The 22,655-nt window shown below is 56.6% G+C and carries 17 protein-coding genes; 15 read left to right on the top strand and 2 right to left on the bottom strand.

Annotated elements, in window-relative coordinates:
- Positions 1-174 precede the first annotated feature (174 nt).
- Positions 175-2,334: an acyltransferase family protein gene (locus BA6348_RS15835; protein ID WP_122953420.1), complete on the top strand. Its 2,160-nt coding sequence runs from the start codon at positions 175-177 to the stop codon at positions 2,332-2,334.
- A 92-nt stretch (positions 2,335-2,426) separates the two neighbouring features.
- Here BA6348_RS15835 and BA6348_RS26780 read toward each other — a convergent pair whose 3' ends face one another.
- Positions 2,427-2,594 (bottom strand): hypothetical protein, encoded by a 168-nt coding sequence (locus BA6348_RS26780; protein WP_157797549.1) that lies wholly within the window; start codon positions 2,592-2,594, stop codon positions 2,427-2,429.
- A 50-nt stretch (positions 2,595-2,644) separates the two neighbouring features.
- Here BA6348_RS26780 and BA6348_RS15830 point away from each other — a divergent pair, with 50 nt between their 5' ends.
- Both BA6348_RS15830 and BA6348_RS15825 read left to right on the top strand, forming a co-directional pair.
- Positions 2,645-3,571, top strand: coding sequence for an MsnO8 family LLM class oxidoreductase (locus BA6348_RS15830; RefSeq protein WP_005829526.1), 927 nt, complete (start codon positions 2,645-2,647; stop codon positions 3,569-3,571).
- Between the two features lie 104 nt (positions 3,572-3,675).
- The gene (locus BA6348_RS15825) at positions 3,676-4,593 is read left to right on the top strand and encodes a DMT family transporter (protein ID WP_005829527.1); all 918 of its coding nucleotides are present in this window, start codon (positions 3,676-3,678) and stop codon (positions 4,591-4,593) included.
- A 204-nt stretch (positions 4,594-4,797) separates the two neighbouring features.
- On the opposite strand, the gene BA6348_RS15820 is transcribed toward BA6348_RS15825, so the two are convergent.
- Positions 4,798-6,114 carry a helix-turn-helix domain-containing protein gene (locus BA6348_RS15820; protein ID WP_371861772.1) on the bottom strand — a complete coding sequence of 439 codons (1,317 nt, stop codon included), beginning with the start codon at positions 6,112-6,114 and terminating at the stop codon, positions 4,798-4,800.
- A 388-nt stretch (positions 6,115-6,502) separates the two neighbouring features.
- Between BA6348_RS15820 and BA6348_RS15815 the strand changes: the two genes are divergently transcribed.
- The 12 genes from BA6348_RS15815 to BA6348_RS15760 all read left to right on the top strand — a co-directional run bounded on the left by BA6348_RS15815 (position 6,503) and on the right by BA6348_RS15760 (position 22,574).
- Positions 6,503-7,435, top strand: a complete 933-nt coding sequence (locus BA6348_RS15815; protein ID WP_005829531.1) for an ABC transporter permease — start codon at positions 6,503-6,505, stop codon at positions 7,433-7,435.
- Between the two features lie 3 nt (positions 7,436-7,438).
- Complete coding sequence (locus BA6348_RS15810) at positions 7,439-8,383, top strand: ABC transporter permease (protein ID WP_005829533.1); 945 nt, start codon at positions 7,439-7,441, stop codon at positions 8,381-8,383.
- Between the two features lie 28 nt (positions 8,384-8,411).
- A complete protein-coding gene (locus BA6348_RS15805; protein ID WP_005829535.1) occupies positions 8,412-9,431 on the top strand; it encodes an ABC transporter ATP-binding protein in 1,020 nt (339 codons plus the stop codon).
- Positions 9,432-10,379: an ABC transporter ATP-binding protein gene (locus BA6348_RS15800; protein WP_007783650.1), complete on the top strand. Its 948-nt coding sequence runs from the start codon at positions 9,432-9,434 to the stop codon at positions 10,377-10,379. It begins immediately after the preceding gene.
- 36 nt (positions 10,380-10,415) lie between these two features.
- Positions 10,416-12,050 (top strand): peptide ABC transporter substrate-binding protein, encoded by a 1,635-nt coding sequence (locus tag BA6348_RS15795; RefSeq protein WP_005829540.1) that lies wholly within the window; start codon positions 10,416-10,418, stop codon positions 12,048-12,050.
- A 126-nt stretch (positions 12,051-12,176) separates the two neighbouring features.
- A complete protein-coding gene (locus BA6348_RS15790; protein WP_122953419.1) occupies positions 12,177-13,964 on the top strand; it encodes a S9 family peptidase in 1,788 nt (595 codons plus the stop codon).
- Between the two features lie 5 nt (positions 13,965-13,969).
- Positions 13,970-15,988: a S9 family peptidase gene (locus tag BA6348_RS15785; RefSeq protein WP_007783660.1), complete on the top strand. Its 2,019-nt coding sequence runs from the start codon at positions 13,970-13,972 to the stop codon at positions 15,986-15,988.
- Positions 15,989-16,024: 36 nt separating this feature from the next.
- Positions 16,025-17,425, top strand: a complete 1,401-nt coding sequence (locus tag BA6348_RS15780; protein ID WP_007783662.1) for a M20/M25/M40 family metallo-hydrolase — start codon at positions 16,025-16,027, stop codon at positions 17,423-17,425.
- 155 nt (positions 17,426-17,580) lie between these two features.
- Complete coding sequence (gene msrA, locus BA6348_RS15775) at positions 17,581-18,552, top strand: peptide-methionine (S)-S-oxide reductase MsrA (protein WP_005829548.1); 972 nt, start codon at positions 17,581-17,583, stop codon at positions 18,550-18,552.
- Between the two features lie 220 nt (positions 18,553-18,772).
- Positions 18,773-20,356 carry a glutathione ABC transporter substrate-binding protein gene (locus BA6348_RS15770; RefSeq protein WP_122953418.1) on the top strand — a complete coding sequence of 528 codons (1,584 nt, stop codon included), beginning with the start codon at positions 18,773-18,775 and terminating at the stop codon, positions 20,354-20,356.
- A 191-nt stretch (positions 20,357-20,547) separates the two neighbouring features.
- Complete coding sequence (locus BA6348_RS15765) at positions 20,548-21,474, top strand: bile acid:sodium symporter family protein (protein WP_025847681.1); 927 nt, start codon at positions 20,548-20,550, stop codon at positions 21,472-21,474.
- A 179-nt stretch (positions 21,475-21,653) separates the two neighbouring features.
- The gene (locus BA6348_RS15760; protein WP_122953417.1) at positions 21,654-22,574 is read left to right on the top strand and encodes a M15 family metallopeptidase; all 921 of its coding nucleotides are present in this window, start codon (positions 21,654-21,656) and stop codon (positions 22,572-22,574) included.
- Positions 22,575-22,655 lie beyond the last annotated feature (81 nt).

Below are 22,655 nucleotides of genomic sequence, written 5' to 3'. Positions count from 1 at the left end.
CCCCGTCAACTAATAACGAAACAGAACGGAATTAAAAGGGGAGAGTGCAGATGAGCTGCATGGCGAGCACGGTAAGCAAGAACAAAGCAATGGTTTTTTCGAATGGCAAGGATCTGACGCACAAGCAAGTGGAAGTACGGACTCGCCAAACAAACAGCAGAGGAGGCCGCCACCATGCCTGAACCGATCAAGGCTTCCAACAGCCGTTACATGCCCGGAATCGACGGGCTGAGGGCACTGGCGGTACTCGCAGTCATTATTTATCACTTGAATTACAATTGGGCGCCGGGAGGACTGCTCGGAGTCGGGATCTTTTTCGTCCTCTCGGGTTACCTGATTACTGATTTGCTGATTGCCCAGTGGAGCAGGCACGGGCGATTGGATATGAAAGACTTCTGGCTGCGCAGGGCCAGACGGCTGTTGCCGGCACTGTTGCTGCTGATGGTCGTCGTCGTGATGAGCGTCGCGCTGTTTGTCCCGGAGCAAATGGGACGCTTGCGCGGGGATGTGTGGGCGGCTGTTTTTTACGTCAGCAACTGGTGGCTGGTCTTTTCCGAAGTATCGTATTTTGAAAAGTTTGGCCCGCCTTCGCCGCTCGGTCACCTCTGGTCGTTGGCTGTAGAGGAGCAGTTTTACTTGATCTGGCCTCTCCTGGTCGCGCTCGGGCTGTCCGTGGTCAAACGCCGCGGCCCGCTCGTGATGCTGACGCTCGGCCTGGCTGCACTCTCGGCAATCCTGATGGTCGTGCTGTATGTGCCGGGAGAAGACCCGAGCCGGATTTACTACGGAACCGATACACGGGTGTTCGCCCTTTTGATCGGTGCTGCTCTGGCCATGATGTGGCCGAGTCGCAAGCTGACCACGAACATCTCCGGCAAGGCGCGTCTGACGCTGGACGTGGTCGGAGCCGCGAGTCTCGCGATTTTGCTTCTGTCGATCTGGAAAACGAACCAGTACGATGACTTTTTGTATCAGGGCGGGCTGGTGCTGCTGTCGATTGTAAGCGCGCTTTTGGTAGCCGTCCTCGCCCATCCGGCAAGCGCCCTGGCGAAGGTGATGGGCTGCAAGCCGCTCAAATGGCTCGGCGTGCGCTCGTACGGCATTTATTTGTGGCATTATCCCGTAATCGTGCTCACGAGTCCGACTGGTATGGAGGACGGAGGCGTGATCGCGGTCGTGCGCGCCGCTCTGCAACTTGTCGCTTGCATCGTGCTGGCCGCCTTGTCCTGGAAATACGTCGAGGAACCGATTCGCCACGGCGCGCTGGGCAGACTGTGGGCGAACGTCGGCTCGGGCAAAAAGCGGGGGGCTTCCAAGCGTTCTACCCGCATCCTCGCCACAGGATGCGCCTTCGCGCTGTGCGTCATTTACTTTGGAGTCGCGACCTTGACTTCCGGCGCTACCGCTGGCAACAGCTCCCCGCAGCCAAAGCCGGTGGAGTCGGCCTCCGCCGCAGACGCTGCGGGACAAAAGGAACAGGCTGCCGAGCGCGCCGGAAAACCGTACGGCCCGGAAGTGCCAGCCGTTGTGAAGAAGCCGGACCCGGCACCGAAGCCAGACCCGGCACCGAAGCCAGATAGCCAGACGGCGGCAAAGCCGAAAAACGAAACAAAGCCAAACGCAACCAAGCCTGCTGCGGACAGCACCAAGCCCGCGCAAAATCAGGACAATTCCGCCGATTCCAAACAGCCGAAAGCTTCGGATGCGCCAGCCGTCGCTGTCCAATCCGGCAAAGGAATTACTGCCATCGGCGACTCGGTCATGCTCGACGTGGAGCCGTATCTGGAAAAGCTTTTGCCCGGGATCGTAATTGACGGCAAGGTCGGTCGGCAAATGTCGCAAGCGCCTGACACGATTGCCGCCTTGAAAGCGCAAGGGCGGCTCGGCAATCGCGTCATCATCGAGCTGGGGACGAATGGCTCCTTTAGCAAAGGCCAACTGGATAAGCTGCTAAAGGCATTGAATGGCGTGGAGCAAATTATCGTCATCAACACGCGGGTTCCGAAGCCTTGGGAAAGCGTTGTCAACCAGACTTTGGCAGATGTGGAGGCAACCCATCCGAACGTCAAGCTGATCGACTGGCATGCGGCCAGCGCCGGGAAAAACTCGTACTTTTACAAGGACGGCGTGCATCTCAACTCCGAGGGCGCACGGGCGTACGCGCTGCTCGTAGCCAGCGCGCTCGCTCCGACCGAAGCGGACAAGGAGAGCGAGGCGCAAGCACCGAAGCCAAATGAGGAAAAGCCGCAACAGCAACAGCCAGCGGCTCAGGAGGACAACAAGCAGGAGCATGCGCAAAAAGAACCGCAGGAAGCGGAAGAAGCGCAGCCATAAACGGAATCGCACAAAACAGGCCAGTCTGCCGAAAGGGGGCTGGCCTGTTTTTATGTTGTGAGAGTTGCTAGTAGTAGTATTCACGCCAACGTTCACGTCAGCATCCAGACTGGCAGGCAAACAGCCGGACGCCGCATTTGTCGAAACAGTTGCCATCTGGATCGTTGTGGAATCGCACCGGATAGCGCTATAGTGAACAAGACAGGCCCGATCGCTGGAACGTCATAGGCGGCAAGCAGTCCCATCGACTTTGCTGCCAAAACATAGAGGCGCCTGGCAAAAGAACAAGGCAGTTAGGTGGAATGCACATATGACTTTAGAAAAACTAAGCGTGCTGGATTTGTCGCCCATCTACGGGGGAGTCGATCCGGCTGTTGCCCTGCGGCAATCAGTGCTGCTGGCCCAAACCGCTGAAGCGCTCGGCTACTGCCGTTACTGGGTGTCCGAGCATCACGACATGCCCGGATTGGCTTCGTCTGCGCCGGAAGTTTTGCTCGCGCATATCGGGGCACAGACGAGCAGCATCCGGATTGGGTCGGGAGCGGTGCTGCTGCCGCATTACAAGCCGTACAAAGTGGCCGAAGCTTTTCATCTGCTTTCGACCTTGTACCCTGGACGAATCGATCTTGGCGTCGGCCGCGCGCCGGGAGGCTCTGCGCATGCGACGATGGCGTTGAACGACCATTTTTTGCAGCAGGTTGGCCGGATGCCGGAGCTTGTCGCGCAACTGGCTGCCTTGCTGGGCCACGCGTTCACCGTCGAGGGCGAGCCTGTCCTCGCCCGACCGCTCCCGCCACAGCCGCCGCAGCTATGGTTGCTCGGGACCAATCAAAAAAGCGCGGGCTACGCCGCGGCAAACGGGGCAGGCTACGCGTTCGGCCTGTTTATGAGCGAAGCGGAAGGGGAGGACGTCATTGCCGCGTACAAGCGAGACTACAAGCCGTCCGTCCGGCAGCCAAAGCCGGAGGTCATCGTTGCCGTCGGCGTCATTTGCGCCGAGACGATGGAGGAGGCGAGCGCCTGTGCGCAAGCGAGCAGCGCCGCGTTCCGCAGGCCGCCGATCGCGGGCGATCCGCTTTTTGTCCGGGAAAAGCTGCAAGAACTGGCAGAGCGCTATCAAGCAGCGGAAATCATGGTCATCACCGACATTCCGGATTACGCCAAACGGCTGCGCTCCTACGAGCTGATTGCCCACTCCGTCTTTAACCTTGGTTCCCCGGCTTGCCGCCAGACATAAATTGGGGCAGAGTATGGCTCATCTGCACATGGACTTTTTTGGCCTTCTCATGTACGATTGCATACGGGATTCCATCATGTAACGGGTGAAAGAAGGAAAAAACGATGATTCGTTCATACTTGCTGCTGCTTTTTTGTGTGACGCTGTGGGGAAGCAACTTTGTGTTCGGAAGCATGCTGGTCAAAGAGTTTCCTCCGCTGTTTCTCGCCGATGTCCGGCTGATTTTCACGTCGCTGTTTTTGATTTTGTACGCCTGGCTGACGAAAAAATTCGTGAAAATTACGCTGCGCGAGCTGGGGCTGCTCGTCTTGCTCGGACTCATCGGCACCCTGGCCAATCAGACGGCGTATTTCAACGGCCTGCTGACGACAGACGCCACGACCGCCTCGCTGATCCTGTCGCTGGCGCCGATTGTGACAGCCGTTCTGGCCTCGCTGTTTTTGAAGGAGCAGTTTACGCTGCGCATGAAAATCGGTTCGGGCATCGCCTTGCTCGGCACTTTTTTCGTCGTGGGGATTGGAGCGGGCCTCTCCATCTCCAAAGGCGTGCTGTTGATCGTGATTGCGATGGTGACGTTCTCGGCGTCGATGATTATCATTCGCAAGCTGACGCAGACGATGCAGCCGTTCATTACGACGGTGTATTCGACGACGGTCGGGACGCTGTTTTTGACGCCTGCGGCGATGCTGACGCTCGATTCCACGGCGCACATCAGCCATGAAGCGTGGGCGTGGGGCATGCTGATCGTCACCGCGATTCTCATGCAAGGCGTTTGCGGGATCGTCTGGAATTCGCAGTTGAAAATTGTCGGGACAGGGAAGGCGGCGATTTTTCTCAACTTGCAGCCGTTCGTGGCGATGCTCGTCGGCTTTTTGCTGCTTGGCTCGCAGGTGACCGCGATCCAGGCGGGCGGCTCTCTTTTGATCGTCGCAGGCGTCGTCGTCGCCAGCGTGCGCTCGAAGCGGTCCGCGCAGGCGGCGGCGCAAAGGCTCGCCGATCGTCCGAATCGCTGCAACGTTTAGAACCATACAAAAGCCAAAAACCAAACGGCAAAAAACCAGTCCGCCACGGCATCGCTTCAAACGCGCACCGTGTCTCAGACTGGTTTTTTGTACTGTACAGATAACAATGGATAAGCTGGTTATCGAGCATTCGTGCAACTAAGGCTGCGCCAAGCCGTTGGCGGCGCGGCCAAGTTTTCTAATCGGGCATGCGGACGATTGTACTTACGGGCTGTCCGATAAAGCGGGGAGAACGCGGTAAATTTTGCGCGGGCGTCCGCGATTGGTCGGGGTTTCCTCGCCGATCTGCTCGATGACGTTGTGCTCCGCCAGATCGCTCAAAATCCGTCTGGCATTGCGCGGCGTCATGCCCATCCATTCGGCCATTTCCGCCGCGCTGATGTAATTTTGCCCCAACGCCTTTTGCACCGAAATGATTTTGTTCAAGGTCGTAATGCTGACCCCGGCCTTTTTCAGTCCTTCGCTGCTCTCCTTGTCCTCTGTCCAGTACTCGTAGCTGATGCTTTTGGCCTGGCGCAAGGGGCCTTCGATGGAGCCGTCGTGATCGACGAGAATCGCGGCGTTTCCGTGCTTTTTGGCGTGGACGAGCGCGAGCTGCGCGTTGCGTTCGGCCGCCAGCGCGGTGACGCCAAAGCCGATGCCCATATTGGCTGTCGAGTTGGTGAGCAGCATGATTTTTTCCAGCAGGCACGTCGGATGGAACGCCGGGTTGTCTTCGAACGAGCCGCGTGTAGAAAACAAAATGAACTTGTAGTTGCCCAACGAGACGAAGCTTCCCGAGATGGATTCGGTGTAGTCGAGCACGATCTCCTGCAGCTTGAGGTCGAGGCGGCGCAAATCGTAAGCGTTTGCAGGTTCATTGGCGAGCTTGTCCATATCGGATACTTCCAGCAGTTGCACGGCGATTTGCGACCGTTTGAAGTGCAGCGTCTCGCCCTCCTGCAAAATTTGCTTGAAAATTTCGCGGAACGTCAGACGGGTGAAGCCCATCCGGTACACCTTGATCCCTTGGCGCTGCAGTTCTTCGGTCACGGACAGCATCCCGGTGACGCAGGCGTCTACTTTTCCTTCCCGGACGAGAGCCGTGTGATAGGCGACGAGGTGGTTGGTGAGCCGGAACTCCTGGTACGGATTGAGATACGGCTGCTCGCACGTCAGCCCAAGCTCCTCCAGCGTTTCGCGAAAATGCATTTCTGATACGGTATCGAAGCTGACGCGATCCAGCGATAGCCCGTCGCGGTACACCAATTCCAGGAGCACCTTCGTCAGCACACTGGCGTTGATTTGCGGATAAAAAGCTTTTTGCTTGTGCAAATGCTGCTTCGCCATCGAGTAGGGGCCAATCCCGGAGAAAAACCAGATATCTACCTCCGGCTCGTTTTCTACCACGATCGTAGCCGCTTCCTCCGCGCGCTGGTAAACAAACGGAATCAGGACGAGGCGGTCTGCGAACTCTCGTCCCACCTTTTTCATCAATTCCACGGAATCTTTCGGACCTACTAAGCCGACTCTTATAATCATCATGTCCTCCAACTAAACGGTAAAGTACGGGATAACCTATTCGTCACGAAGTGGATCGATCCTCTTTTCGGCATTATCGTATCGTTATATTCTTGATGCCAATGCCATAAATACCCAGCCCAAGCAAAGGAAATCCAGCACGTGAGCAAAAGGCGTTTAAGGGATGTTTTAGGGAAAAATTCCGTATTAGCGTAGTTTACTATTAGAACAGGCGAGTTGCAACCGATGAAAAAAATTATGAGTAAAACAAAAAATCAGAATTGACATTAAATACAGATATCACTATATTGTTGATTTAAGGAATGTTTTAGGTTAATTTCCGTTAAAGGGGGCCGAACGAGAGAGAAGCACGTTTTTTGCAAGCCTGGATAGGGGGAATAAGAAGAAAATGGCGCGTTACTTGTTAAAACGAATTTTGATGATGGTCGTTACGCTGTGGATTATCGTTACGCTGACGTTTTCCTTAATGCACATGATCCCGGGCGATCCGTTCGCCTCGGAATCCGATCAGCTCCCGGAGCAAATTTTGCTCAACTTGCGCGCCAAGTACCATCTGGATGAGCCGCTGCCGATGCAGTATTTGTCTTATCTGAAAAGCTTGGCGATGCTGGACCTGGGCCCTTCGATCAAATCAGAGACACGCGGGGTCAACGATATGATTAAAGACGGGTTCGGGGCGTCGGCCCTGATCGGGATGCAGGCAATCGTCATTGCGCTTTTTTTTGGACTGATATTCGGAATAATTGCGGCATTAAACCGAAATACATGGATTGATTATGCGGCGATGGTCATGGCCGTCCTGGGGATTGCGGTACCGAGCTTCATCATGGCGCCGCTGTTGATTAACTATCTGGCGATCAAGTGGCCACTGTTCCCGGTCGCGACGCTCGCAAGCTGGAAGCATTCCGTGTTGCCTTCCCTGGCACTTGCCTTCGGGCCGCTCGCGATCATCACGCGCTACATGCGGACGAGCATGATCGAAGTCATGAACCAGAACTACATACGGACAGCGGAGGCAAAAGGGATTCCGACTTTTCTGATTGTAGTCCGCCACGGCATTCGCAACGCGATTTTGCCGGTCGTCACGTTCCTCGGTCCGCTGGTGGCCGGGCTTTTGACCGGAACGTTCGTCGTCGAGAAAATTTTCGCGGTGCCGGGTATCGGGAAATATTTCGTGGACGGTATTTTCAACCGGGATTATCCGGTCATTTTGGGAACAACGGTGTTTTACAGCGCGATTCTCGTGCTGATTATTTTCTTGATTGACCTGGCGTACATGTTCATTGATCCGCGCATCAAATTGTCGAGCAGGGGGAGGTAGCCAATGGCGGCAGAACAAGCAGCGAATGAGCTGTTTCGACCAAGAGCACAAAAAACAGACGGGCAAGCTGTCCAGATGCGGCCGAGCCTGACCCATTTTCAACAGGTGACGCGCAAGCTCGTCCGCAACAAGCTCGCGATGGTAGGCTTTACGCTCATCGTGCTGATGGTGGTCATGGCCATCGTCGGGCCGCATCTGGTGCCGTACAGCTACTCGGACCAGAGCCTTTTGACCGCGAATCAGGAAATATCCGCCGAGCATTGGTTCGGGACGGACGAGCTTGGACGGGACATGTTTTCCCGCACCTGGTACGGAGCGCGAATCTCGCTCATCATCGGCGTCACAGCGGCGCTGATCGACCTCGTGATCGGGGTCACGATCGGAGGGATTGCCGGATACATGGCGGGCCGGGGAAAACGCGGCGACCGCATCGACACGATCATCATGCGTCTGATCGAGGTGCTGTACGGCTTGCCGTACTTGCTGGTCGTCATCATGCTGATGGTCGTCATGGAGCCGGGAATTTTGACGATTATCATCGCCTTGTCGGCAACTGGTTGGACCGGGATGGCCCGGCTCGTGCGCGGGCAGATTTTGCAGTTGAAAAACCAGGAGTTCATTATGGCGGCCCAGGTGCTCGGGGCAAAATTTCCGCGCATCCTGCTGCGCCACCTGATTCCGAACACGATTGGCGTCATTATCGTCAACCTGACGTTCACCATTCCGTCGGCGATTTTTGCCGAATCGTTCCTGAGCTTTCTCGGCTTGGGGGTACAAGCTCCCATCGCTAGCTGGGGGACGATGACGAACGATGCGCTGGGCGTGATTTTGACCGGAGACTGGTGGAGGCTGTTCTTCCCGGCTTTGATGATCTCGCTGACGATGTTCGCCTTCAACGTTTTCGGCGATGGCTTGCAGGACGCACTCGACCCGCGGATTCGTGAGTAACCGCGCCCAAGGATAGGAGGAACCGGGCATGACAGAGCAATTGCTGCAAGTAGAAAACCTCCGGGTACATTTCAAGACATACGGGGGAGAAGTACAGGCGGTGCGCGGCGTCACGTTTCACGTCGACCGCGGCGAAACCGTCGCTGTAGTCGGAGAGAGCGGCTGCGGAAAGAGCGTGACCGCCCAGGCGATCATGGGCTTGATCCCGAATCCGCCGGGACGGATCGTCGACGGGCGCATCCGCTTTGCCGGAAAAGACATCACGAGCCTGAGCAAAAAAGAGTTGCTCGCCTTGCGCGGCGCCGAAATCGGGATGGTGTTCCAAGACCCGATGACCGCACTGAACCCGACGATGAAGGTAGGAGCCCAGATCGTGGAAGGCTTCGTGCGCTCTCAGCAGGTGACGAAGGAAGAAGCGCGGCAAAAGGCCATGGAAATGCTGCGGCTGGTCGGCATTCCCGATCCGGAAAAACGGGTCGATCAATACCCGCACGAATTTTCCGGCGGCATGCGCCAGCGCGTCGTCATCGCCATCGCGCTGGCCAACAATCCGAAGCTGGTGATCGCCGACGAGCCGACTACGGCGCTCGACGTGACGATTCAGGCGCAAATTCTCGATTTGCTGCGCGAACTGCAAGCCAAGCAGCAGCTTTCTATCGTGATGATTACGCACGATCTGGGGGTCGTAGCGGAGATCGCGCACCGCGCTGTCGTCATGTACGCAGGGATCGTCGTCGAGACGGGCAAGGTCGAGGACATTTTCGCCAATCCGAAGCACCCGTACACATGGGGGCTGATGCGCTCGCTGCCGCGTATTGATGGCGAGGAAAAAGAACGGCTCGTGCCGATCGAAGGCGCGCCGCCAGACTTGTTCCATCCGCCAAAAGGCTGCCCGTTTGCCCCGCGCTGCCAGTTTGCGATGGAAATATGCGAGCAGCAGATGCCAGAGGCTAGCGTGTTTGAAAATGCACACCAGGCAGCATGCTGGTTGCATGATCCTCGGGCGCCCAAGCTGGATGAGCTCGTAGCAGCAGGGAGGCAGACGTAGATGAGTGAGTCATTGCTGGAAGTAAAAAATTTGAAGAAACATTTCGAGATCGGCAACGGCATCCAGCTCAAGGCGGTAGATGGGGTCACGTTTTCGATCAAGCGGGGAGAGACGCTCGGGCTGGTAGGGGAAAGCGGCTGCGGAAAGTCGACGCTCGGCAGGACGATGATTCGCCTGTACGACCGGACAGACGGCGAAGTTTTGTTCAAGGGCAAAAATGTACACCAATTAAAAGGAAAAGACTCGGCGCAGTTCAACCGCGATGTGCAGATGATCTTCCAGGACCCGCAGGCCAGTCTCAATCCGCGCATGACGGTCATGGATATTATCGCAGAAGGCTTGGACATCCACGGCTTGTCGCGCGGGGCGCGCGCCGATCGGGTCAAGGAGCTGCTGGAGCTGGTCGGTCTCTCCAAGCAGCACGCCAGCCGGTTTCCGCATGAGTTTTCCGGCGGTCAGCGGCAACGGATCGGCATCGCGCGGGCACTGGCGGTCGAGCCGGAATTTATCATCGCCGACGAGCCGATTTCTGCGCTCGATGTGTCGATCCAGGCGCAGGTCGTCAATCTGCTGGAAGATTTGCAGCAGGACAAAGGGCTGACCTACCTGTTCATCGCCCACGACCTGTCGATGGTCAAGCATATCTCGACGAAAATTGGCGTCATGTACTTAGGGAAAATGGTGGAAATGGCCGAGAGCTTCGAGCTTTACGCCAAACCATTGCATCCATATACGCAAGCCTTGTTGTCATCGATCCCGATTCCCGACCCGACGATCAAGCGGGAGCGCATCATTTTGCAGGGGGATTTGCCGAGCCCTGCCAATGCTCCGAGCGGCTGCGTCTTCCGGACGCGCTGCCCGAAAGCAACCGAGCAATGCGCACAAGAGGTGCCGGAGTGGATCGAGGCGGCGCCCAACCATTGGGTCGCCTGCCATTTGTATCGGTAGTACGATTTTACATCTTTTTATACAGGGGGAACCATTGTGAAGAAACTAGCTGCTTTTGCCCTGTCTCTGTCGCTCGTGGTGCCAGCGCTTGCTGGCTGCGGCGGCAGCGGCGGGACAGCAACCAACGGAGGTGCCGCTACAGGTGCTCCAACTGCTGCGGTCAAACAAGAAGTCGTGTTCAACGCCAAGTCAGAACCGCCTGACTTGAACCCGCTCACCTCCACAGATACGACCTCGTTCTGGATTATGGATCATCTGGGCGAAGGGCTGTACACCAAGGACAAAGAGGGCAATCCGATCCTGGGCGCAGCAAAAGAAGTGAAGCTGTCCGACGACAAGTTGAAGTACACGTTCATTTTGCGTGACGATGCGAAGTGGTCGAACGGCGAGCCGGTGACGGCAGAAGATTTCGCCTATACGTTCATGAAGCACATTGATCCGGCGACTGCTTCCACGACTGCCTATCTGCTCTACTACATTAAAGGAGCAGAGGCTTACAACAAAGGGACTGGAAAAGCAGAAGACGTCGGCATCAAGGCTGTAGACGAAAAAACGCTGGAAATCGAACTGGTAGCGCCAACTTCCTACTTCGACAAAATGCTCGCAACCCGCTACTGGCATCCGATCAACAAAAAGCTGGCCGAAGCCAATCCAAAATGGGCAGCCGATGCGGAAACGTACATTTCCAACGGCGCGTACAAGCTCGTTTCCTGGAAGCATGACTCCGAGCTGGTCATTGAAAAGAACGAGCATTACTGGAACAAGGACGACGTAAAAATGGAGAAGATCACCTGGAAAATGGTGAACGATGCCACGACGTCCTACCAGATGTACAAAAGCGGCGAGCTTGATTTCAACAAAGAGATGCCTTCTGACATTCTCGCCCAGGAAAAATCAAGCCCTGACTACAAATCCGTTCCATACTACGGCACGTACATGTACATGTTCAACGTAACGAAAGAGCCGTTCACCAACAAAAAGGTCCGCCGTGCTTTCGCAATGGCAATCGACCGCAAAGCGTTGACCGAAATGGTCAGCCAGGGCGGAGAAACGCCAGCTTACTCGATGGTACCGCGCGGAGCGATCACGCCGACAGGCAAAGACTTCCGCGAAGAAGGCGGCGACTACTTCAAAGAAGACGTGGCAGAAGCGAAAAAGCTGCTCGCAGAGGGCATGCAGGAAGAGGGCTGGTCTACTCTGCCTGAAGTAACGCTCATGTACAACACAGATGAGAGCCACAAAAAAGTAGCGCAGGCGATTCAGGAAATGTTGAAGAAAAACCTGGGCGTAGAAGTGAAGATGATGAACCAAGAGTGGAAAGTGTACCTCGACACGACGAAACAAAAGAACTATCAAATGGCTCGTATGGGTTGGGTAGGCCAAATCAGCGACCCGGCGTTTAACCTCGACTACTATTTGGGCGACAGCCCGAACAACCGCACTGGCTGGGTGAACAAGGAGTACGATCAACTCAACATGGCGGCAAAAGTCGAGCAAGATCCGAACAAACGGATGGAATTGCTGCATAAAGCCGAAGCGGTCCTGATGGATGACATGCCGTTCATTCCGATTTACCACTATCAGCAAAACTACTTGGTTAAACCAAACTTGGAAGGTTTGACATATCCGGTCAACGCTTTCCCAAGTGCGCGTTGGGCAACGAAAAAATAGAAAAAAGAGGAGTCTCTCCTCTTTTTTCCCTTTTTCTACACGGTCATCCCCACGCAACGATTCGTCAGCCAAGATCCACCTACATACACACGCAACTTACGAGGAAAGGGTGATTGAACCTTGATTATGGACTATTTGCAAGTGAAGTCCGCCTATCAGTTGAAAGTGGTGCCGCAGACAGACGAGCTGACCTTTTTGACCAAGCTGACAGGCATCGCCCAGTTGTGGCGCTGGGACGAAGCGAGCCAGAGCGCGCGCCAGGTGAGCTTTTTGCCTGACAGAGTGGTCGATTTCGGGCATTCGCCGTGCGGGACGAAAACCGTCGTAGGCATGGACAACAAAGGCGACGAACGGCAGCAGTTTTTTTTGTTGACGGACAAAGGGGCTGCCGTCAAGCCGCTCACGGATGCGCCGCAATGTTTCCACTACTTCGGTGGCTGGTCGCCTTGCAGCAAAAAGATCGCCTGGTCGAGCAACCGCAGGCATCCGCGCTGCTTCGACCTGTACGTGCAAGACGTGGATAGCGGTGTCTATGAAGAGGTGTATCGCTTTGACGGGCGCTGCGACCCGATCGCCTGGCTGCCGAATGGCAACGGCCTGATTTTTACCGTGCAGGAAACGAATATCGACAACGCGCTCTACCTGCTCGATCTAAAGAGCAGAGAGGCGAAGAAGCTGCCGATTTGCAGCAAGCAGGCGCGCTTCCAGTCGCTGCAATTGACGAAGGACGGCGAGCACGGCTACATCGTCACAGACCGCGACGACAATACGATGGCGCTTTGCCGCTTTTCGCTGGCAGATGCAGAGCTGGTGAAGCTCGTTCATATCGAGAAGTGGGATATCGAGGAAGCGAAGCTCTCGCCCGACGAGGATTTGCTTGCTTTTACCGTCAATCAGGGCGGGCGTTCCGTTTTGGGCGTTTACTCGCTGGCCGAAGAGCGCTGGGAGTTGGCGGAAAACGTGCCTGGCGGAGTAATTGCCGGATTGGCTTTCCGGGCGGATGAGCAGCTTGCCTTTGCGCTGAAAAGCCCGACCTTGCCCGGCGATATATGGACGTACTCGCTCCGCGAAAAAACAAGCGCGCGCGTGACGAGCATCGGCGTGGCGCGGACGATCCAGGACAAGCTGGTCGAGCCAAAGCTGTGTACGTTCCGTTCGTTCGACGGCCTGGAAGTTCCGTACTTCCTGTACAGCAAGGAAAAAACGGGCAAAAGCCCTGTCGTCGTCTACGTCCACGGCGGGCCGGAGAGCCAGATTCGCGCCGAGTATCATCCGGTTTTTCAATATTTGGCCAATCAAGGCTTCACCGTCGTGGCTCCGAATGTGCGCGGCAGCATGGGCTACGGCCGGGAGTACGTGCAGCTCGACGATCGCCGCAAACGGATGGACTCTGTCGCCGATCTCGCCTGGCTGGTCAAAGACCTGTCGCAAAAAGACACGGTCGACCCGCAAGCAATCGGTATCATGGGACGCAGCTACGGAGGCTTCATGGTGCTGGCCGCTCTGACCCATTACCCCGACCTGTGGGCTGCCGGAGTGGATATCGTCGGCATTTCGCACTTCCGCACGTTCCTGGAAAACACCGGGGAATGGCGGAGAAAGCTGCGCGAGGTCGAGTACGGATATTTGGGCGAGGACGACGATTTCTTCGAAGAGATCGCGCCGCTGAATCACTCCGCCAAGATCAAGGCGCCGTTGCTCGTCTTCCACGGGCGCAACGACACCCGCGTACCCGTAAGCGAGGCAGAACAGCTTGTGGCGGATATGCAGGCCAGAGGGCAGCAGGTTTCGCTGCACGTCTTCGAGGACGAGGGTCATTTCACGGAAAAGCTCGCCAACCACATCACGCTGAACCAGAGCATTACGCAGTTTTTCTTGCAGCATCTACAGCCTTCCCATAGTGAAAAGGAGTGAGGGGCATGACCAAACGAGGAATGACCGCAGAAGATTTGTACCAACTGAAGTACGCGAGCGATCCCCAACTGTCTCCGGACGGGCGCACCGTCGTCTACGTAGAAACCTCGATTGACGAGGAACATGCGTACCGCAACCATCTGTACGTAAGAGAGCTGGCAGCGGCAGAGCCGCGGGCGCTGACGACAGGCGCTGTGCGCGACACGTATCCGCGCTGGTCGCCGGATGGCTCGCAGCTTTCGTTCGTCTCCAAGCGTTCCGGCACGTCACAGGTGTGGCTGATGGACGCTACCGGAGGCGAGCCGCGCCAGCTCACTTTCTGCAAGGCAGGAGCAAGCACTCCGATCTGGTCGCCGGATGGCCGCTACATCGCGTTTTCTGCCCTGCTGGATCGCGGTGAGACGTTCCACGACCGCGAAGGCGAAGGCGAAAAGAAAGCGACTGCCCCGAAAGTCATCCACGTGGAGCGGATGAAATACAAGTCCGACGACCACGGCTACTTGTACGAAAAAACCCGGCAACTGGCACTGGTCGATGTGCAATCGGGAGAAATCACGGCGCTCACGGACGGCCCGTACCACCATACGGTCGGCTCCTGGTCGCCGGATGGACAATGGCTGGCGATCACGGCCAACCGCACGGAAAATCCCGACATGCAGCACAGCCTCGATGTGTACCTCATCCCGATTGCGGGAGGGGAATGGAAAAAGCTGACGAGCAGCAACGGAACCTTCTTTTATCCAACCTGGTCGGCGGACGGCAAAAAGCTCGCCTATATTGGCAGCGTGTCTGAAACCTACCTGAATGCGACGCAAAAGAAAGTATGGGTCTACGATTTGGAAAGCGGCCAGCAGACGTGCGTGACGGCAGACTGGGATGTGCAGATTGGCGATTCGACGATTGGCGACGTGCGCTCCCCGGGACATCCGAATCCGGGCGCGGTCTGGACAGAGGACGGAAGCGCGCTGTACGTGATCGTGAGCGAGCGCGGCAACTCCGGCATTTACCGCGTGTCGCTCGGTGGCGAGGCGACGCGCATCGTCGGCGGCAATCGCAACGTGTACGGATTTACCTTCCACGAGCAGCAGCAGACGGTGATCGCGGCCATTAGCGATCCGCTCATCCCTGGCGATTTGTACCAGATTGATTTGACGACAGGAGCCGAGCGACGTCTGACAGAGCTGAACCGCGACTTTTTTGCGGATGTGGAACTGTCCGTGCCGGAAGAAATCGAGTTTACCGCACAAGACGGCTGGAACGTGCACGGCTGGATTTTGAAGCCGGTCGGCTACCAGCCAGGCGAAAAGTACCCGCTCGTCCTGCAAATCCACGGCGGCCCGCACTCGATGTACGGCAACACGTTTTTCCACGAGTTTCAGCTTTTGGCGGCAAAAGGCTACGCGGTGCTCTACACGAATCCGCGCGGCAGCTTCGGCTACGGCGAGCGCTTCATGCAGGCGTGCTGCGGCGATTACGGCGGCAAAGATTACCTCGACCTGATGAGCGCGGTCGATTACGCGTGCGCACAGTTCGACTTCGTGGACGAGTCGCGCCTCGGGGTAGCTGGCGGCAGCTACGGCGGCCTTATGACCAACTGGATCGTCGGGCAGACGAACCGCTTCAAGGCCGGGGTGACAGATCGCAGCATTTGCAACTGGATGAGCTTTTACGGCGTGAGCGACATCGGCTACTACTTCAGCGCAGAGGAAATTCAGGCGAATCCGTTCACCAACCCGGAAAAAATGTGGCATCACTCGCCGATCCGCCTCGTCGCCAACATGGAGACGCCGCTGTTGATTATGCACGGAGAACAGGATCACCGCTGCCCGATCGACCAAGCCGAGCAGCTTTACATCACGCTGAAACATCAAGGCAAGGCTCCCGTGTCTTTCGTCCGCTTCCCCGGCGCCAGCCACGAGCTGTCCCGCAGCGGCGACCCGGAGCAGCGCGTCCTCAGATTGCAGTACACCGCAGACTGGTTCGCGACGTACATGGAGCCGAAGGTGCCGAGCTTGCAGCAGTAATCGTACCACCCATTCGGTCTTGAGGAGGAGCGTACCATGAACAAGGAACAAGTATTGGGCTACGTCCAGGAAATATTGCCGGAGGCTGTCGACCGACTGAAGCAATACGCCAGCTTTCCAACAGTGTCCGCGCAGCATAAAGCGATCCCGGAGACGGTGGAATACGTGGTGCAGATGATTCGCGAGGCGGGCGGCGAGACAAAAGTTCTCGACGACCTGGGCGGCAATCCGGTCGTCTACGCCTTTTTTGCAGCGGGCAGCGAAGGCGACGCGAGCAAAACGTTGCTCTACTACAACCACTACGACGTTCAGCCGCCAGAGCCGTTCAACGAGTGGCAGACCGAGCCGTTCACGCCGACCGAGATCGACGGCAAGCTGTTCGCGCGCGGAGTGGCAGACAACAAGGGCGACCTCGTGGCGCGGCTTTCCGCGATCAAAATCTTGCAGCAAAAGCTGGGCGGCCTGCCGTGCAACATCAAGTTTTTGATCGAAGGCGAGGAAGAGATCGGCAGCCCGAACCTGGAGCCGTATTTGCGCAAGTACAAAGACCTGTTTGCAGCCGATGCGTGCATCTGGGAGTTCGGCGGAAAAGACGAGGCTGAGCGCATCAGCATGGTCGCCGGAATCAAAGGTATGGCGTATTTGGAGCTGACGTGCGTAGGCGCGGACATCGACATGCATTCCTCCGTGGGCGCGTATGTCGACAACGCGGCGTGGCGCTTGGTGCAAGCTCTGGCGACGATGAAAAACCAGCAAAACGAAATTTTGGTAGAAGGCTTTTTCGACGGGATCGTGGAGCCGACAGAAGAGGAAAAGCAGGTCGTGGCCGCGCTGCCGTTCAGCGAGGAAGCGACGGCGCAGCTATACGGCTTGAAGCGCCCGCTGATTACGGCGGCAAAAGGGGTAGACCCGCGTGAAGCGATGGTGTTCCATCCGACGATGACGATTTGCGGGCTGGACAGCGGCTACACGGGCGAAGGCGCGAAAACGGTTTTGCCGAAGGTGGCAAAAGCCAAGGTCGATTGCCGCCTCGTCCCAGGCCAAGACCCGGACCACATCCTGCGCTGCGTCGAGGCTCATCTGCAAAAGCACGGCTTCGACGACATTTCCGTCACGATGATTAACGGCCAAAAAGCGTACCGCTCCGCTTTCCGACATCCGTTCGTCGCCCATGTGCTCGATTCCGCACGGGTTATTTATGAAAACGAGCCTGTGCTCGCGCCAAATGCGGCAGGAACTGGCCCGATGTACATTTTCGGGGAGCAACTTCAACTGCCCGTCGTCAGCACAGGTGTAGGCTGGGTCGGCTGCAAGGTACACGCTCCGAACGAATCTATCCGTCTGAAAGACTTTGAGGAAGGCATTGCCCACATGGTCGTGATGCTCTCCGGCTTTGCCCAGGCGCTGTCCGGGGCTGAAAAAGAAGTGGAAGCGTAAGCGCAAATTTCATTTCCCCCATTTCAAGACCTCGTCCAGACGGGGTCTTTTTTTACCCGGTTGCTGTTTGCGACAGCTACGGAGTGGACTTTCATTTTGCAAACCATGTACAATCGACTTAGCGAAGCTGTCGTATATTTCAGGAGGCGAATGGCATGAACAGCGAACATTCCCGGTTTGAAACCGCAACCTTTGCAGGTGGCTGCTTCTGGTGCATGGTCAGCCCGTTTGACAAGCTGCCAGGAATTGAAAAGGTTGTGTCCGGCTATACAGGCGGACATGTGGAAAACCCGACTTATGAACAAGTATGCTCCGGGACGACCGGGCATTTTGAGGCTGTACAGATTACGTACGATCCTGCGCTCATCTCCTACGAGGAGCTGCTGCAAATGTTTTGGAGACAGATCGACCCGACAGATGCAGGCGGCCAATTCGGAGATCGCGGACAGTCTTACGCTCCGGCGATTTTCTTTCACACCCCCGAGCAGGAGCGGCTGGCGATCCAGTCACGCGACGAGCTTGCGCAAAGCGGGCGTTTTCAGAAGCCGATTGCGACCTTGATTTTGCCTGCCAAGCCGTTTTACCCGGCGGAGGAGTATCACCAGGACTACTACAAGAAAAATCCGCTGCGCTATCAGTATTACAAGGCGGCGTCCGGCAGGGCGAAGTTCATCAAGGAAGCGTGGCGCGACAAACAGAAGCAGGAAGAACTGAAAAAGAAACTGACGCCGATTCAGTACGAAGTGACGCAAAACAACGGCACGGAGCGCCCGTTTGCCAACGAGTTCTGGAATCACAAGGAAGAGGGCATCTACGTCGACATCGTTTCCAACGAGCCGCTGTTTTCCTCGCTGGACAAATTCGATGCGGGCTGCGGCTGGCCGTCTTTCACGAAGCCGCTGCAAAGCGAGAACGTTACCGAGCACATTGACCTGTCCCACAACATGATTCGCACAGAGGTGCGCAGCAAGCACGCGGACTCCCATCTCGGGCACGTGTTCGAGGACGGCCCGGGGGAAAACGGCTTGCGCTACTGCATCAACTCTGCGGCGCTGCGCTTCATTCCAAAAGACAAACTGGAAGAGGAAGGCTTCGGCGAGTATAAAAAGCTGTTTGAAAACAAATAACGCCAGTTGCTGTTCCTTGCGCATCGCGAGGATCGGGCCGCCATTCTCTGTGGATTTTTTTGGGAAGGGCGGTCTTTTTGTACAGTTTAAGAATGGATAAGATTCTTATCCAGTATAAGGGCAACGAAGGCTAAGGCAATGGCTTGGCGCAGCCAAGTTTTCTCATCCAAAACAAGCGCGCCTCACAGGCTTACAGGGAAAGGATGCGAGAGAGTCCACCATGATCCGAAAGAGACTTTTCCACAGCTTGCTTGGACTGCTGCTCGCAGCGACGATGCTTGCGGGCTGTTCCATGGGGGTGGAACCGCCTGCGGAAAACGAGAGCCCGCCACCAAAAGCGGGGGCTGAGGGAGGCACCTTGGTCGTCGCCCGCATGTCTGATGCGACCAATCTCGACCCGCACTTCATTTCTACCATCAATGCAGCCAGTGTGGTGCACCAAAAAGTTTACGAGGGGCTGGTCAAGCGGGATGCCAACATGGTGATCGCGCCGCAGCTTGCCCTCTCCTGGAGGCAGGTGAACGACCTGGTGTGGGAGTTCAAGCTGCGTCAGGGCGTGTTCTTCCACGACGGTACGCCGTTTGACGCTGCAGCGGTCAAAAAGACGCTGGACCGGGTGATGGACCCAAAAACGGCTTCTCCGCGGGCTGCGATGTTCGACAAGATCAAGGAAGTCAAAATCATCGACCCGTACACGGTGCAGTTTCTTTTGGAAAAGCCGTTTGCGCCGCTGCTGTCCATTTTGGCCAGTCACGAAGGCAGCATCATCAGCCCGAAAGCCATCGACGAGTACGGCCGCGAGCTTTCCGCGCACCCTGTCGGGACAGGGCCGTTTCTGTTTCGCTCCTGGGAGCCTGGCCGGCAGATCGTGCTGGACAAAAACCCGCACTATTGGGGCGATCAGCCGAAGCTCGATCGCGTCGTCTTCCGCGTCGTCTTCCGCGTCGTCGCCGACGACACGAAGCGGATTGCGCTGGTCGAAAACGGCGAGGCCCATGTGGCCGAGTCCATTCCGGTGCAGGACATCGAGCGGCTGTCCGCGTCCAATCGTCTGCGCGTCTACCGCAGCGAGGCGTTGGGCACGGAGTTTATCGGGTTCAACGTGGCGGCGGGGCCGCTGCGCGATCTCCGCGTCAGACAGGCGATCAGCTCTGCCATCGAGACGGGCGCGATCATCAAAGGCGTGTACAACAACGTAGGAACGCAGGCCAATTCGCCGCTCGGCCCGAAAGTGTTCGGCTACAGTCCTTCCGTCAAAAGCTATCCGTACGACTTGAACAAAGCGCGGGAGCTGCTCGCCAAAGCCGGCTATCCGAACGGCTTTTCCATCCGCATGCTGACCTATGACCGCAACGACCGCGTTATGGTCGCGCAGGTGATCCGCTCGCAGCTAAAAGGCATCGGGATTGATGCCAGGCTCGAAGTGGTCAGCTACGCCGATTTTGTCACGCAGATCGAGAAGACGAGGACGCACGAAATATTCGTCAGCGGCTGGGGCAATGCGACAGGCGATGCGGACTACAATCAGTACAACCTGTTTCACACCCAGGGCGGCGGGGCCGGAAACAGCTTTCAGTACAGCAACCCGGAGCTGGACAGGCTACTTGACGCCGGAAGAGTGGAGACAGACCCGGCCAAAAGGCTTGCGATCTACGCCAAGGCGCAGGAGCTGGAGTTGCGCGACGCTTTGCTCGTACCGATCCGCAACCTGGAAAACCTCGCCGTCATCAGCACTGACATCCAGGGCTTTTCCATCAGTCCGGCAGGCTATCTGATGCTCGATCAGGTGAGTTTGCAAAAATAAAAAAGGCGGCAGCACGGCGCACGAAGCGGCTGTGCTCTAGGGCGGAACCCGAAGACGCGCAGGCTATAGCTGTATAGGTTTTAAGTATAGATAGAATGGTCGAAAAGGATAGAAGAATCAAAAAACGTGCAGTATAATCAAAAATATTTTAAATAGCCGTAAAACATAGAGAAAGAGTAGGAGAGAGAAACATGCATACTGTGGAGAGAATCAGCAAGTTTGTCGGCAGCACGTTTTCGCTATGGGTGATCCTGTTTGCCATTCTCGGTTTTTTCATGCCGGAAGCGTTCGTCGGAGGAAAAGGCTACATTTCGTTTTTACTCGGGAGCATTATGTTCGGGATGGGGCTGACATTGTCGTCCGAAGATTTTCGCGAAGTGTTTCGCAGGCCAGTCGATGTGCTGATCGGCGTCGTCGGCCATTATTTGATTATGCCTTCGCTCGCGTTCATCCTCGCGGTTACGTTGCAGCTTCCGCCTGATATTGCCGTCGGCGTCATTTTGGTCGGCTGCTGTCCAAGCGGAACGGCGTCCAACGTCATGACCTATTTGTCAAAAGGGGACGTGGCGCTCGGTGTGTCCATCGCCGCCGTGTCCACGCTGATCGCGCCGATTGCCACGCCTGCGCTCATCTCGCTTTTGGCCGGCAAGTGGATGGCGATTGATGCGAAGTCGCTGTTTCTCGATATCGTCCTGGTTGTGATTGTGCCGATTGTACTCGGTGTCATCGTCAAGGCGTTTTTCGGCAAGCAGGCGGAGGCGAGTGCAAAAGCGCTGCCGCTCGTATCCACCATCGCGATTGTGCTGATCGTCGCAATCGTCGTCGCTCTCAACAAAGGCAAAATCGTCGAAACGGGCATGATGATTTTCGCAGTCGTCATCCTGCACAATGTACTCGGCTACTTGCTCGGCTATTTCTTCGCCAAGCTGTTCGGGCTGAACCTGGCCAAGCGCAAAGCGGTCACGCTGGAAACAGGGATGCAAAACTCCGGTCTCGGCGCCGCGCTTGCAGCCGCTCACTTCAACCCGCTGGCAGCCGTGCCGAGCGCCATTTTCAGCGTCTGGCACAATCTGTCCGGGTCGGTGCTCGCTACGTACTTTGCGAAAAAAGAAGAATAGTACGTATGACAACCGATCGCTCGGGGTGGCATGATGATTTTTTGCCGATACAGACAACGTTCCTGTAACGAAACGGGCCCGATTTATGTCATAATGGGTACGTACTTCCGCTTTGCAGGACGTACCCAACACCTTTTGGGCTGACTTTGTAGCCGGGCCCGATTCGAAAGGACGTCAAGATGAAACGTTTTGCCAATTGTACAAACCATCCGATCATACTGGTAACGGCAGCGCTTCTTGCGCTGTCGGGGTGCAGCGGCTTGGCCGGGCCTGCTCCGCAGGAAAAAACGGCTCCGCCCGCGACAGCGCCGGAACAGACGAAGCAGAAGAGCGTAAAGCCAGAGGAGAGCAAGCCGGCGGATCAGCAGCCGGCACCTTCTGCAAAAACCGCGCCGCCGGCCGAGGCCAAGCCGGATGAGGCAAAGCAAACCGAAGCGCAACCGCCGAAAAAGCCGCCTGCCACAGCGGCCGCAGACACCGAGGCGATGCTTGCGGATATCGAGGTAGTCGCCGAGCCAGCGAGCATGGCCGTTCTCGTCAACAAGCAGCGCAAGCTCCCGGAAAACTACACGCCAACCGACCTCGTTTTCCCGAATGTGCCTTACCTGCTCCCGAAAAAGAGCGAGAAGCGGAAGCTGCGCAAAGAGGCAGCAGCGGCACTGGAAGCGTTGTTTGCTGCGGCGAAAGCAGACGGAGTCTCGCTTGCGGGCGTATCCGCCTACCGCTCCCACACCTATCAAAAAGCGCTGTTCAACCACTACGTGCAAAAAGACGGAGTAGAAAAGGCGCGCACGTACAGCGCCGTGCCTGGCACGAGCGAGCATGAGACGGGACTTGCGATCGACGTCTCCGGCATCGACGGCAAATGCGCCGCGACGAGCTGCTTTGCGGACACAAAAGAAGCGAAGTGGCTTGCCGAGCACGCTCAGGAATACGGCTTTATCATCCGCTACCCGGAAGGCAAAGAGGCGATTACCGGCTACATGTACGAACCGTGGCATTTGCGTTATGTCGGGACAGAAATCGCCAAGGAAATCAAAGCGCAAGGCATCACCCTGGAAGAGTATTTGGGCGTGGTTCCAGCTTCCGCAAGCGAATAGCGATCATCCGCAAAACGCGACGCCGATTTTTCGCCCGATGAAAAATCGGCGTTTTTCCTGCCCGGCTGCTGTTCGCGCAAT

This window comes from Brevibacillus agri (assembly GCF_004117055.1).
GTDB lineage: Bacteria > Bacillota > Bacilli > Brevibacillales > Brevibacillaceae > Brevibacillus > Brevibacillus agri.
Note: the sequence above shows the minus strand (reverse complement) of the source record. Positions and strands in the feature narration are given on the sequence as shown.